Below are 12,750 nucleotides of genomic sequence, written 5' to 3'. Positions count from 1 at the left end.
ATTCAGCGGATGGGTTCGTGGACGGTCACCAGCTTGGTGCCGTCGGGAAAGGTGGCTTCGACCTGCACGTCGTGGATCATCTCGGCGACGCCTTCCATCACCTGCCCGCGGGTGATGACGTTGGCGCCGGCCTCCATCAGGTCGGCGACGGCGCGGCCATCGCGCGCGCCCTCCACGACGAAATCGGTGATGAGGGCAATGGCCTCGGGATGGTTCAGTTTCACGCCGCGTTCCAGCCGCCGGCGCGCGACCATGGCTGCCATGGAAACCAGCAGCTTGTCCTTTTCCCTCGGTGTCAGATTCATTCCCCGTCGTCCCTCACGTTGACCAAATTCTGGGCATGCCTGCTTCGCTGTTAAGCAGTGCCAACAGCGGAACAAGGGTCTTTCGCAAGGCATAGCCGTCCCTTGCAGCGATACGCGCAAGAAGCTTGCCAGTTGGCCCTGCGGGCAGGGCGGAGGCGGCAGCGCGCGTGTCGTCTTGCGCATCGAGCAGCGCGCGAACCCGCGCGAGCTTGTCCGGTGCATTCTTGGCCACGAGCAGCACGGTCGCGAAGGCGGTCAGCCCCGCGCCGATGGCCGGCTGGTCCAGCTGGCTCGCGACAGGTCCCTCAATGCGCACGTCCTCGCGGTGGACCGGCGCCTTCTCGCAGCGGATCTCCCAATGGTCGCGGAAGCGGCCGCGCGTCACCTGCTCGCCGCGCGCGCCACGCCCGAAGATGACGGCCTCGCAGGCCAGAAGACTCGCGTCGGCGGCGATATCCGCGTGCAGCCTGCGTTGCAGGTTGGAGGTGTCGAACAGGATAATTTCCTGCGGGAGCCACGCGACATGTGCCCCCGCTTCAACCTTCAGCGTTGCGGCGACCGAAGCCGCGCCGCCGCCGGAGCGGTAGACCTTCTCGCAGGCCTGCGTGGTCACGGTGAGGCGCGCACTCGCGTCGGCCTGCATCGTCCAGCGAAGGTCGTCGCCGCCTGTCAGCCCGCCTGCGGTGTTGATGATGATCGCTTCGGCGTGGGTCGCGCCGGGAAGCCGCGGCAGCCGGATTTTTGCCGCGTCCTGCTGGTAGAGGTCGGCCAATCGCGTGCTGTCACCGGATGCGCGGACCCGCAGGCGGCCTTCGCCAGAGGTTCGCTGCAGGAATTCGGTGGATGCGGCGCGAATGTTCAAATCGGCTTTCCGTCTGCGCCCGGCGCGGGCTGGTCGTGGAACGGTAGCAAATTCCGTACCGTTCGCGAGACGGCAAACACGGAAAAGCTCTGATAGGCTCGTGAGCATGATGACACGACGAATGATCCAACAGCAGGTGGTGGCAGGCGCCGCGCTCTGGCTCGCGATGGCGATTCCGACACAGTCGCAGGAGCCGCCGGCCTGCTCTGCGCCGCAGCCGGTTTGCGATGCGCGGGGCTTTGTCTTCGCCATCAGCGCGTTCGACCCGCTTGGCAGCGCGGTGCGGATTGCGCCCGACATGCTGGTCACTGCGCGCCACGTCGTTGCCGACGAGGCCGAGGTCACGGTGCTGCTGGAAGACGGGACGCGGCGGACAGCCCGCATCGTGCCGACATCCTTTGCAGGCGACATGGTGCTGCTATCAATCGATGACCTGCCGGAGGGGCCGGTCGCCACGCTGGATGATGCCGATGCGGGTGAAGACGTTTTCACCGTCGGTGCCGATGCCGCGCGCCGCACGGTGGTTGCCTATGATGCCGGTGCGGTGACGGCGCTGCCTGAAGCGGGGCATCCGCGTGCGCGTCTGCATTCCACCGCCTACAGCCAGCCGGGCAACTCGGGCGGCGCGCTGGTGGATGCGGAAGGCCGTCTCGTCGGCATCGTCGCGTCCGGCGGTGAGGGCCGTTTCGAGGCGGTGCCGGCGGCGACAATCGAAACCCTGCACAAGCAAAGCGGGCCGGAGCACGCGGACGAAGGCGCGGAGACCGGGGCGGCGACACGTATCTGCATCGTGAAGCTGGAAGGCTTGCGTGGCTCGCGCGGGCCAATGGCGGAGGAAGACGCGTCGTCGGTCGCGACCTCCTGCCGACGCAGCAACAACCGGCAGAACCTCGACTTGGCGGCGCAGGCACTGGCGCAGGCCGGGCGAACCGCCAAGGCGATTGCGCTCTACGAAGAAGCCCTCTCGCTCGACCCGAACGCCGTCAACACGCGCTTCGGGCTTGCAGTGACGCTGCATATCGCCGGGCGCTACGCCGACGAGATCACGCATCTGAAGGAACTGATGCAGTCGGCGGGCGAGGACGGGCAAGTGCTGCGGCTGGCGATCCAGGCCGGCACGTGGGGTGGCGACACGGTGCTTGCGGCGCAGGCCTACGCGGTGCTTGAGCGCACGAACCCGCAGATGGCACCGGCCGCGCGCCGCTTCCTTGACAATCCGCCGCCGGCACCGCCGCGCCGCAACTGATCAGGGCAAATTCGCCGGGTCCGGTATCCAGCCGAGTTTCACGCGAGGCTCACCCCGGTCCATCGGGGGCGCGCAAAGCTCGCCGATGCGCGCGATCAGCTCCGCTGCTTTCCAATCCGGGTTCTGCGCCAGCAGGCGCGCCGCCGATGCCGCCACGCGCGGCACGGCGTAGCTGGAGCCGGAGGCCTGAACCTGCGCGCCGCGATGGTCGGTGGTTGTGAGTCGCTCTGCGGGCACCATGACATCGACGCTCTCGCTGCCCCAGTTGGAGCCTTGCGCGAGCCGCCCGAAATCATCCGCCGAGGTCACCACTAGCATGTTGGGCAGGTCGAGCACGGCAGGGTAGAGCGGGTCCACGTCGATATCGCGGCCGTCATTGCCGGCGGAGACAATGAAGAGCGTGTCCGGCGCATTGCGCGCAGCATCTGCAAACGCCTGCCACAAGCCGGGATCGTTCGATCCCATCGGCATCATCACGATGCGCGCACCAGAGGTCACCGCGCGCTTGACCACGTCGGCCATGCGGGTCATGTCCGGGCGCGGGTAGCGCAAGGGCACCAGCCGGACAGCGGGGGCCTCGGCCAGCAAGACGCTGGCAACGCTGGTTCCGTGATGCAGCGGGAAGAATGGCGAGCGGCCCGTGTCCACGTCGAAGGGGCGCTCGTCCTGATCCCAGAAGTCGTGGCCGAGGATCGCGCCGTCGGCGTCGCGGGCGAGCGCGGCACTGATCTGGGGCAGGAGATAGTTCACGCCGCTGTCCACATGGGCGACGGTGATGCCGCCGGGGTCGGTGCCCTCGGGGACCGGCGGATTGAGTTCGATGCGCTCGCCCGTCTCCTGCAAGCTGGCATCGAGCAGGGCGATGGCCACGGCCATGCCGTCGCCGCCGCGCTCGATCCGCCGCGCCTCGATCACGTCGCAGGTATTCTCGGCGGCCAGCGCCATGGCCAGGCTGTCGGGCCGTTCGTCCCGGGAAAGCGTGACGGTGGCCCGCGACGGGCCACTCCCCGCCCGATCCAGCACAATCTCGATTGCCTCGGCGTCACCCTCCAGCAGCACCCGCTCGCGCTCACGACCACCGGGAAAGGACATCGTTTCGCTATCCGTCTGCGTGAAGCCTTCCGGCGGCTCGGCCGTGCTCGCGTCGGTGGCCAATGCGCAGCCAAAATCGATTGCGCCGCGCAGCGAAATCTCTGCGCGCGCGGGCGCTGCCGCGATCAATATTGCGGCGAAACAGGCAAGGCGCATCCGGCAGGCGAAAACCAAGGGCAGCTCCGTTGTTGGAGGTTCGCGCCAGACTAGCAGAAGCCGCACATAAGCGAACGGGCCGCCGGATCTCTCCGGCAGCCCGCTCTTTTCAGGGGCTATCCCACCTGAGCGCGCGCGTTACGCAGCGTCGCGGTGGTGCTCGCCTTCCTTCACTTCCTCAATGATCTTGGCAATGAATGCGTCGAGGTCCTTCGGTGAACGGCTGGTGATGATGCCGTTGTCGATGGCGACTTCCTTGTCTTCCCACTTCGCGCCGGCATTCTTCATGTCGGTCTTGATGGAGTGGTAGGACGTGGCCTCGCGGCCCTCGATCACGCCGGCCTCGATCAGAAGCCACGGCGCGTGGCAGATCGCAGCGACGATCTTGTCGCCGGTGACGAAGTCACGGACGGTCTTCACCGCCGTCTCGTCGGCGCGCAGGATGTCCGGGTTGATCTGGCCGCCCGGCAGGACAAGCGCGATGTAGTCGTCGACCTTCACGTCGGAAATCTTCAGATCGGCCTCGACCGTCTCGCCCCAGTCCTTCTCGTTCCAGCCCTTGATGGCCTTGCCGTCGAGGGTGGCGACATGGACGGTGGCGCCGGTGGCGCGGAGCTGCTTCAGCGGCTCCATCAGCTCGGACTGCTCAAAGCCATCGGTGGCCATAATCAGGATCTTGGCATTGCTCATGCTGGGCATCGAAATACTCCTTGTTTGGAAATCTGCGGACTCAATGGCCAAGGCCGACCAAAGGTTCCCGATCGTGACGGGATGCCGCACGCCGAGCTGAAACCCGCGGCGGGCTCTCGATTGCTCCGGGCAGCGGGCTATGTAACCCTGCCCGTTCCTCTCCCTTCGGCCCGCCCTTGCGGCAGAGCCGGACCTCACCGGAAACAGCGCCTTGCGGCTAGTCATCTTCACCGATCTCGACGGCACGCTTCTCGACCACGACACCTATTCGTTCGAGGCGGCGCGCCCGGCACTCGATGCGATTCAAAAGGCCGGGATTCCGCTCGTGCTTGCCAGCAGCAAGACGGCTGCCGAAATGCGACCTTTGCAGGCGGAACTCGGCATCGGCGACTGGCCGCTGATCGTCGAAAACGGTGCCGGCGTTCTGATGCCGGGCGTGGAGGAAAGCGATGACGGCGGCGACTACCACTACATTCGCCGCGTGCTGAAAGACCTTGCGGAACCGCATTTCCGGGGCTTCGGCGACATGAGCGACGAGGACGTCGCCGAACTGACGGGTCTAAGCCGGGAAAAGGCCCGGCTTGCGCGCACACGGCGTTATTCCGAACCAGGCTTGTTTGATGGGCGCGAACCCGCGCTCGATGCTTTCTGCGCAGCGCTGGATGCACAGCGCATCGCCGCGCGCAGCGGCGGGCGCTTCTTGACGCTGTCGATGGGGCGCACCAAGGCCGACGGCATGAAGATGGTTGCGGCGAAACTCGGCGCGCAGATGACGCTGGCGCTGGGGGACGCACCAAATGACACAGAGATGCTGGAAACTGCCGACCGGGGCGTGATCGTGCGCAACGTTCACGGCAAAGAGATCGACGAGCTTGCCGGAGAGCGCGATGGAACAATTGTTCGAACGCAGGCGCCGGGTCCGGAAGGGTGGAACCAGGCCGTTCTTTCGGTATTAAACGAATTGGGACTGAACGACGCAGGGGCACGCAATGGCTGACTTCCACCAGAACGGCAATATCGCCCAGTTTCACAACCTGCGCTGCCGCCCGATGGAGGAACTGGTCTACGAGCTGGAGACCTTCGCGCAGACGCGCAAGATATCGCTCATCCTCCCCTCGCTCTACTCGGAGTTGGAAGGCCCGGCGCTCGGCAACATTCTCGACGAGCTGTCCAAGGTTTCCTACCTGCACCGCATCATCATCGGGCTGGACCGGGCCGACGAGACCCAGTTCCGCATGGCGCGGGATTTCTTCTCCCGCCTGCCGCAGAACCACGTCGTGCTGTGGAACGATTCCCCGCGCATGACGGCCCTCAATGACCGACTGGACAAGCTCGGCCTCGCCCCGCAGGAGCCGGGCAAGGGCAAGAACGTGTGGACGTGCCTGGGTTACCTGATCGCCTGCGGCGACACGTCGGTCGTCGCGATCCACGATTGCGACATCCTCACCTACCATCGCGACATGCTGGCGCGGCTGGTCTACCCGGTTGCCAATCCGGGCTTCTCCTATCAGCTGTCCAAGGGCTTCTATCCGCGCGTCGGCGACGGCAAGCTCAATGGCCGGGTGACAAGGCTGCTGGTCAGCCCGCTGCTGATCGCGCTGAAGCGCGTGCTGGGCGACCGCGACTACATCGATTACCTGCGCACCTTCCGCTACCCGCTGTCTGGCGAGTTCGCGCTGCGCACCTCGATCCTGCCGGACCTGCGCATCCCCTCCGACTGGGGGCTGGAAATCGGCGTCCTGTCGGAAGCCTGGCGCAACCTCGGGCCGCGCTCGGTCTGCCAGGTGGAGATCGCCGATGCCTACGACCACAAGCACCAGGCGGTGAGCGAGGAGGACGCCAAGACCGGCCTCAACCGCATGTCCGTCGACATCTGCAAGGCGATCTTCCGCAAGCTTGCCACCGACGGCACGATCTTCACCACCAACGTGTTCCGCACGCTCAAGGCGACCTACTACCGCACGGCGCTGGACCTGCTGGAGGCCTATGACAACGATGCCAAGATGAACGGGCTGAAGATCGACCGGCACCAGGAAGAACGCGCCATCGAACTGTTCGCCGAAAACATCATGCGGGCCGGGCACGTCTTCATCGAGAACCCGCATGAATCCCCGTTCATCCCGAACTGGAGCCGCGTCAACGCGGCCGATCCGTTGCTGCTGGGCGAGTTGCGGGCGGCGGTGGCGGGTGACGCGGAAGAGTTCGCGCCGCAGACGTTCAGGAGCGGTTCGTGATCCAGCGGCACTGGTAGGGCGCAAGCTCGATCTCGTGGCAGTCATGCGGCACGGTCTCGCCCGAGATCAGGTCGTACCAGTCCTCTTCCTCGATCAAGTTCAATTCGCTGCGGTCGATCACCACCGTCTCGGCGCTGACATTGTGGACCGCGAAGATCGACTGCGCGCGTTCCAGGTCCTGCCGCCAGAGCGCGAAGACGCGCTCGTCCACCCGCAAGGTGAACTGGGTCGCGTTGGGGTGGAAGGCCGGCTGGCGGGCGCGCAGCCGCAGGCGCTCCTGCATGGTCTTCAGCACCCGTGACTGGTCGGACGCGGGGTCGGCGAGCCTCTCGCGCAGTTCCGGGTAGTCCCAGCGGTGGCGGTTGATGGCGCGGTTCATGCCGCGCCGCTCCACGGCATCGACGTCGTTGGGCGTCGCCAGCATCGAGTGGATGTAGAAGGCGGGGATGCCTTCCAGCGACATGACGATGGTCTGTGAGCAGATGAAACGCTCGAAATGGGTGTCCTCGTCGCCGGCATAGGTGCGCGCAACAGCCGAGAAGAACGAGCTGTTGATCTCGTAGACCGATTCCTTGCCGCCACCGAGCGCGCGCATGGAAACCCGCGCGCCGGAGCGGCTCATGGTCTCGATCATGCGCTGCACCTCGGTCTCATCGAGAATGCCCTCGGCGGGCCGCATGCCGATGCCGTCATGGCTGGCGGTGAAGTTGAGATAGGCGCAGCCATAGGGCGCGGGCGGCATGGAGCGCTGCCAGCGTGACAACTCGCGCGCGCTGCCCGACAGCATGGCGTTGAGGATCAGCGGCGGCAGCGAGAAGTTGTAGACCGAGTGCGCCTCGTCACGCTTGCCGAAATAGCTGAGGTTCTCGGTGCGCGGGACGTTGGTCTCCGTCAGCAGCAGGATCGTCTCGGCGGAGAAATCTGCCATCAGCCGCAGCAGCTTGACGATGGCGTGGGTTTGGTCGAGGTGGATACAGTTGGTGCCGGGGATCTTCCACAGGAAGGCCACCGCATCGAGCCGCAGGATGCGCACGCCCCGGCTGACATGCAGGCGGATGATGCGCAGCATCTCCAGCAGAACTTCCGGGTTGCGGAAGTCGAGGTCGACCTGGTCGTGGCTGAACGTGCACCACACGTGCTTCTCGCCGCCGGCGGTTTCGACCTTGCGCAGAAGCGGGGTCGTGCGGGGGCGCACCACGGCGGTGAAGTCATCGTTCGGGTCGGCTTCCACGAAGAACCGGTCGTAGGGTTCCTCGCCGCGGCGATAGGCGTTGAACCACGTGCCCTGGCTGGAGACGTGGTTCAGCACGAGGTCCGACATCAGGTAGAAGCGTTCGCCGATGCGGGTGATGTCTTCCCAGTCGCCAAGGCGCGGATTGACCTTGCGATAGTCGGAGACCGCGAAGCCGTCATCGGAGGTGAAGGGGAAAAAGGGGAGGATGTGCACCCCGTTGACGACGCCCTTCAGGTTCTCGGTCAGGAAGTCGTGCAACAGGTCGAGCGGCTTGTAGACGCCGTCGATGATCGAATCCCCGTAGGTGATGAGCAGCGCGTCGCGCTGGGACCACAGCTTGTTGCCCGGCTTGCGGGCGCGCGCACGGCAATAGGTGCCATCCGGCCAGAACGCATCCAGCGCCTGCTCGGTGAGGGCGGCGCTGTCGTGTTCGGGGTAGATGAACGCAAGAAGCTCCTGGAGCCGCAATCTGAGCGTTGCCGGCTTTTCAGACATCAAACCAAGCGCTTTCCGGATGGGGCGGGCGAACCGTGAACATGACGTGACGCAGGGGATAAAGCGTCAGACGCAATTTTTCACGCCCGATTTTCAGGCAATTTCGCCGCAGCCGGTGGGAAACGGTCCTCGTTTCGTTCAGTCCTTCACGACGATATCGCGCGGCACGGAGGACAGGCACTCCGCCGCACCGTCCGTGATGAGGATGGATTCGGTGGTCTCCAGACCCCAGTTGTCCATCCACAGGCCGGTCATGAAATGGAAGGTCATGCCGGGCTTCAGTTCGGAGCGGTCACCCATGCGCAGGCTCATGGTGCGCTCGCCCCAATCGGGCGGATAGGACACGCCGATCGGGTAGCCGGTGCGGTTGTTCTTCTCGATGCCGCTCTTCTTCAGCACGCCGAAGAAGGCTGAAGCGATATCCTCGCAGGTGTTGCCGGCGCGCGCGGCCTCCAGCCCCGCATCCAGCCCTTCCAGCACGGCCTTCTGGGCATCGGCCACGTGGGCGGGCGGTTTGCCGAACCACATCGTGCGCGACAGCGGGCAGTGGTAGCGCTTGTAGCAGCCGGCGATCTCGAAGAACGTGCCTTCGCCGTCGCGCATGGGTTCATCGTCCCACGTCAGGTGCGGGGCTGCGGCATCGGTGCCCGAGGGCAGCAGCGGCACGATGGCCGGGTAATCGCCGCCGACACCGTCGGCATGGCGCAGGCCGGCGTCATAGATGTCCGCGACGAGGTCGCACTTGCGCATGCCGGGGACGGCGACGTCGCGGATGCGCGCGTGCATGCGCTCCACGATCCGCGCGGCGTTGCGCATGTAGGCGATTTCCTGGTCGCTCTTGATGGCGCGCTGCCAGTTCACCAGCCCCGTCACGTCGGCGAAGCGGGCATTGGGCAAGCCGTGCACCAGCACGGCGAAGGCCTTGGCGGAGAACCAGTAATTGTCCATCTCCGCGCCGATGATGCTGGCGCCAAGCCCGCGCTCCTCGAGAAGGAGGGCGAGTTCCTGCATGGGGTGGCGTTCGGTCGACTGCACGTAGTGGTCGGCGTACCCGACGATGTTGGCCTCGTCCATGTAGCAGGTGCGCACCGCGCCGTTGGCATCCTGCCCGCGCCCGAACCAGATGGGTTCGCCCTCGCTTGGCACGACGACGGCCTGGTGAACGTAGAACGACCAGCCGTCATAGCCGGTGAGCCAGTTCATGTTCGACGGGTCGGAGATGATGAGACACTCCATCCCCGTCGCCTGCATGGTTGAGCGCACGCGGGCGAGCCGCTCGGCGAACTCGGCTCGGGAGAAATTCAACGGGACATCGGGCATGGCCTGCTCCAGTTCGCACGCAGCGCGTGGCGGGTCTCAAGTTGTCACGGTGCCAGAGGTTGGCGCGTCAGGCGAGTACGATTCGCTGGCCCTGCCGGGCGAAGAACGAATTGGGGCGCTTGGCGGCGAGGTCTGCGTCCATGTTCTCCAGCTCGGTGTCGAGGCGGTGGGGGCTGTGGTGGATGAGGGCGAGCTGGTCGGCGTTGAAGGCAGTGGCGAGCCGCGCGCCCTCCTGCCAGGTGGAGTGGCCAAAGCCGACGTAGGTCGGCAGTTCCGCGTCGGTGTACATCGCGTCGTAGATGACGAGGTCGGCACCGGAGATGAAGCGGCCGAGCGCGTCGTCCGTCTGGCCGATGACATGTTCGTTGTCGGTGACGATGGCGATGGACTTTTCGGCGTAGGTGATGCGGTAGCCGGTCGCGCCGCCGGGGTGGTTCAGCGCGAAGGTCTCCAGCGAAATGTCGTCGCCGATGTCGTGGACCTCGCCGAGCGCGATGTTGGCGCAGGACCACTCGGCGCGGAACAGCTCGGGGCAGATGGGGAAGTAGGGCGGGCCGATGAAGCCCTCGATCAGCGAGCGCGTGCCGCCGGGCGGCGCGCCGTGGCCGGAATGGATGCGCACGCGCGCGCCTTCCCGGTACATGGGCGCGAAGAAGGGCAGGCCCTCGACGTGGTCGTAATGGAAATGGCTGATGAAGAGGTCGACGAGTTCGATGTCGCGGGCGAGGAGGTCCTTGCCGAGGCGGCGGACCCCGCTGCCGGCATCAAAGACGAGTGTTCGGTCACCGCATGTCACTTCCATGCAGATGGTCTCGCCGCCGAAGCCGCAGATGTCGGGGGCGCAGGTCGCGATGCTTCCGCGAACGCCCCAAAAGCGTAGACTGAATTCTCCCGCTGGCATTGGCCGCGGTTCCCCCAATTCCCCCCGAAGAACCCTGCATCGCGTGCAAGGCGCCGCCGCTTACTCCGGGCTGTTGTTCCGGGTCTTCCGCGCCCAACCGGAAGACGGCATCAAACTGACATGGCGATTGATGGGGCCTGCGTCAATGCGTATCTGCGCATTGGCGCTGCGGCCGGTGGAATCGATCACTACGAGCCGTGCAAAGCCTGCGCCGGGGGCCTGCCACATCAGTTGGCGTTGCTGGCCCGCGGCGAGCGGCTGGTCGTCCGCCATCACCGTGAACGGCGGCACCCCGCCTGCGATGCGCACGGGTATATCGGCATGGCCCGTGCCGGATGCGCCGGACAGTTCGATGCGTGCACCGTCGGGCGGATAGGCAAATCTCGGCGGCGGGGTGCTGGCGAGCAGGTCGTCCTCCGCGCCGGGGCGGGAGAAGCGCTGCAGCGGCAGTGGCAGTTCCGCGAGCGGCGTGTCGGTGACAGAAAGCGCGGCAGGTTCCAGCGGGCGGCCAAGGCGGGCAAAGGCATCGAACAGGAGCGGTGCTGCCGCCTCGCGCCCGATGAGGCCGGGGACAGCGGCACCGTCGGCGCGGCCGATCCACACGGCGATGGTGGTCTTGTCGTCAAAGCCGATCGCCCATGCGTCGCGGTAGCCGTAGGAGGTGCCGGTCTTGAAGCTGATGCGCCCGCTGGCGGCATGGTCCGGTGCCGGGGCCTCGCGAAGGATGGCGGCGATCATCCGCGCGGCTTCGCGCGTCGTCACCGGCTTGCCGGGCTTGGTGCGAGATATTTCGTCAAGCCGCAGTTTCAGCGACGGTGCAAAGCCGCCGCGCGCGATGCCGGCATAGAGCGCGGCGAGGTCGCCCAGCGTCACGCCGCCGCCACCGAGCGCCACCGGCAGGCCGGGGCGGGTGCCTTCGGGCAGGCGAACCGGGTGACCGGTTTCGGTCATGCGCTGCACGAAGGCTGCCGGGCCGACGCGCTCCAGCATCATCACGGCAGGCACGTTCAGGGAGTGCTGCAAGGCTTCGCGCACGCTGACCTCGCCGCGCCAGCTTCCGGAGAAGTTCTCCGGCGTCCAGTCGCCGAAGCGCTCCGGCTTGTCGGAAATGCGCGTCGCGGGGCGGGCGTAGCCCTGCTCGAAGGCCATGGCATAGATCAGCGGCTTGAGGGCGGAGCCGGGGGAACGGACGGCTTCCGCCATGTCCACCGACCCCTTGCGCTGCGTGCTGCCGCGCGCGGCATTGGCGACGCGGGCCAGCACCTCGCCGGTTGCGTTGTCGATGACGAGGACGGCTGCCGTGGTGCGCTCGCCCCAGCGGCGCGCGGCATCAAGCGCGACAGGCTCAAGGCTCTTCTGCAGGCGCGCGTCGATGGCAAGCCGGATCGTGGTGCCGGGGGCTGCCTGCTGGGCAAGGGTTTGCGCCGCGATATGGGCGAGGCGCGGCAGCGGCTTGCGGCGGTCCGGTACGGCCTGCGTGCGAGCATAGTCGATGGCCGCCTGGCTGAACGTGCCGGCTTCCAGCGCCCGGTCGAGAACGCGGTCGCGCGCCGCAAGCGCCTGGTCCGGGTAGCGGTCCGGGCGGCGCGCCTCCGGCGACTGCGGCAGCGCGACGAGCAGTGCGGCCTCTGCCAGTGTCAGGTGGCGCGGCTCCTTGCCGAACCATGTGAGGCTTGCAGCGCGCACGCCCTCGATGTTGCCGCCGAAGGGTGCCTTCAGCAGGTAGCGCGAGAGGATCTCGTCCTTGGTGAGGGCGCGTTCCAGTTGCACCGCCTGCACCGCCTGCCGGAGCTTGCCCGCGACATTGCGGGTCGCGGCACTGTTGCCCAGCCTTGCGACCTGCATGGTCAGCGTCGACGCGCCGGATACGATCTCGCCGTTGCGCAACATCTGCCACGCGGCGCGCAGGCCGGCCTTCCAGTCGATGCCGGCATGGTCGCGGAAGCGCTTGTCCTCGTAGGCGATCAGCAGGCGCAGGTAGTCCGGGTCCACCCCGTCGAGTTCGACGGGCAGACGCCAGTGGCCGGTCTGCGTGAGGAACGGACTGAGCAACGTGCCGCGCCTGTCGACCACCATGGTCGAGGTGACGGGTTCAGCCAGCGATGGCTGCGGCGTGGTGTGCAGCAGCCATGCCGCACCGCCGCCGGCAGCGCATGCCGCGAGCGTGCAGGCGACGGTGGCAGCGATGGCGGTTCGCTTCAGTTTTCGCGGCATG

11 protein-coding genes are annotated in these 12,750 nt (G+C 66.5%); 3 read left to right on the top strand and 8 right to left on the bottom strand.

All coding sequences use genetic code 11. The features are described 5' to 3' along the window. Positions 1-2: 2 nt before the first annotated feature. Positions 3-305 carry an urease subunit gamma gene (locus ACKTEK_RS13770; protein ID WP_409165867.1) on the bottom strand — a complete coding sequence of 101 codons (303 nt, stop codon included), beginning with the start codon at positions 303-305 and terminating at the stop codon, positions 3-5. 13 nt (positions 306-318) lie between these two features. Continuing rightward, positions 319-1,167: an urease accessory protein UreD gene (locus ACKTEK_RS13765; RefSeq protein WP_409165866.1), complete on the bottom strand. Its 849-nt coding sequence runs from the start codon at positions 1,165-1,167 to the stop codon at positions 319-321. Positions 1,168-1,288: 121 nt separating this feature from the next. On the opposite strand from ACKTEK_RS13765, the gene ACKTEK_RS13760 reads away from it, so the two are divergent. Then, complete coding sequence (locus ACKTEK_RS13760) at positions 1,289-2,413, top strand: trypsin-like peptidase domain-containing protein (protein WP_409165865.1); 1,125 nt, start codon at positions 1,289-1,291, stop codon at positions 2,411-2,413. Here the strand turns inward: ACKTEK_RS13760 and ACKTEK_RS13755 are convergent, their stop codons facing one another. Continuing rightward, positions 2,414-3,679: a S8 family serine peptidase gene (locus ACKTEK_RS13755; RefSeq protein WP_409165864.1), complete on the bottom strand. Its 1,266-nt coding sequence runs from the start codon at positions 3,677-3,679 to the stop codon at positions 2,414-2,416. A gap of 120 nt (positions 3,680-3,799) precedes the next feature. Further along, complete coding sequence (locus ACKTEK_RS13750) at positions 3,800-4,360, bottom strand: type 1 glutamine amidotransferase domain-containing protein (RefSeq protein ID WP_409165863.1); 561 nt, start codon at positions 4,358-4,360, stop codon at positions 3,800-3,802. A 202-nt stretch (positions 4,361-4,562) separates the two neighbouring features. On the opposite strand from ACKTEK_RS13750, the gene ACKTEK_RS13745 reads away from it, so the two are divergent. Both ACKTEK_RS13745 and ACKTEK_RS13740 read left to right on the top strand, forming a co-directional pair. Continuing rightward, a complete protein-coding gene (locus ACKTEK_RS13745; protein WP_409165862.1) occupies positions 4,563-5,348 on the top strand; it encodes an HAD-IIB family hydrolase in 786 nt (261 codons plus the stop codon). After that, positions 5,341-6,585: a glycosyl transferase gene (locus ACKTEK_RS13740; RefSeq protein WP_409165861.1), complete on the top strand. Its 1,245-nt coding sequence runs from the start codon at positions 5,341-5,343 to the stop codon at positions 6,583-6,585. The genes ACKTEK_RS13745 and ACKTEK_RS13740 overlap by 8 nt, the downstream gene beginning before the upstream one ends. Here the strand turns inward: ACKTEK_RS13740 and ACKTEK_RS13735 are convergent. From ACKTEK_RS13735 to pbpC, 4 genes are all read right to left on the bottom strand, one after another. Next, on the bottom strand, positions 6,569-8,314 hold the full coding sequence (locus ACKTEK_RS13735; protein ID WP_409165860.1) for an alpha-amylase family glycosyl hydrolase: 1,746 nt from the start codon (positions 8,312-8,314) through the stop codon (positions 6,569-6,571). The two genes, ACKTEK_RS13740 and ACKTEK_RS13735, sit on opposite strands and share 17 nt — an antisense overlap. A 138-nt stretch (positions 8,315-8,452) precedes the next feature. Further along, positions 8,453-9,634, bottom strand: coding sequence for an ectoine hydrolase DoeA (gene doeA / locus ACKTEK_RS13730; protein ID WP_409165859.1), 1,182 nt, complete (start codon positions 9,632-9,634; stop codon positions 8,453-8,455). A 67-nt stretch (positions 9,635-9,701) separates the two neighbouring features. After that, on the bottom strand, positions 9,702-10,535 hold the full coding sequence (locus ACKTEK_RS13725) for an MBL fold metallo-hydrolase (RefSeq protein ID WP_409165858.1): 834 nt from the start codon (positions 10,533-10,535) through the stop codon (positions 9,702-9,704). 60 nt (positions 10,536-10,595) lie between these two features. Beyond that, complete coding sequence (pbpC, locus tag ACKTEK_RS13720) at positions 10,596-12,749, bottom strand: penicillin-binding protein 1C (RefSeq protein WP_409165857.1); 2,154 nt, start codon at positions 12,747-12,749, stop codon at positions 10,596-10,598. Between the last annotated feature and the right edge of the window lies 1 nt (position 12,750).

The organism is Tepidamorphus sp. 3E244, from assembly GCF_046159835.1.
GTDB lineage: Bacteria > Pseudomonadota > Alphaproteobacteria > Rhizobiales > Tepidamorphaceae > JACKJK01.
This window is presented reverse-complemented; position numbering and strand designations above follow the sequence as displayed.

Coding starts and splice junctions, on each gene's coding strand:
- ACKTEK_RS13770 (WP_409165867.1), bottom strand. CDS start 305: ATGAATCTGACACCGAGGGAAAAGGACAAGCTGCTGGTTTCCATGGCA.
- ACKTEK_RS13740 (WP_409165861.1), top strand. CDS start 5,341: ATGGCTGACTTCCACCAGAACGGCAATATCGCCCAGTTTCACAACCTG.
- ACKTEK_RS13725 (WP_409165858.1), bottom strand. CDS start 10,535: ATGCCAGCGGGAGAATTCAGTCTACGCTTTTGGGGCGTTCGCGGAAGC.
- ACKTEK_RS13735 (WP_409165860.1), bottom strand. CDS start 8,314: ATGTCTGAAAAGCCGGCAACGCTCAGATTGCGGCTCCAGGAGCTTCTT.
- ACKTEK_RS13750 (WP_409165863.1), bottom strand. CDS start 4,360: ATGCCCAGCATGAGCAATGCCAAGATCCTGATTATGGCCACCGATGGC.
- doeA (WP_409165859.1), bottom strand. CDS start 9,634: ATGCCCGATGTCCCGTTGAATTTCTCCCGAGCCGAGTTCGCCGAGCGG.
- ACKTEK_RS13760 (WP_409165865.1), top strand. CDS start 1,289: ATGATCCAACAGCAGGTGGTGGCAGGCGCCGCGCTCTGGCTCGCGATG.
- pbpC (WP_409165857.1), bottom strand. CDS start 12,749: ATGCCGCGAAAACTGAAGCGAACCGCCATCGCTGCCACCGTCGCCTGC.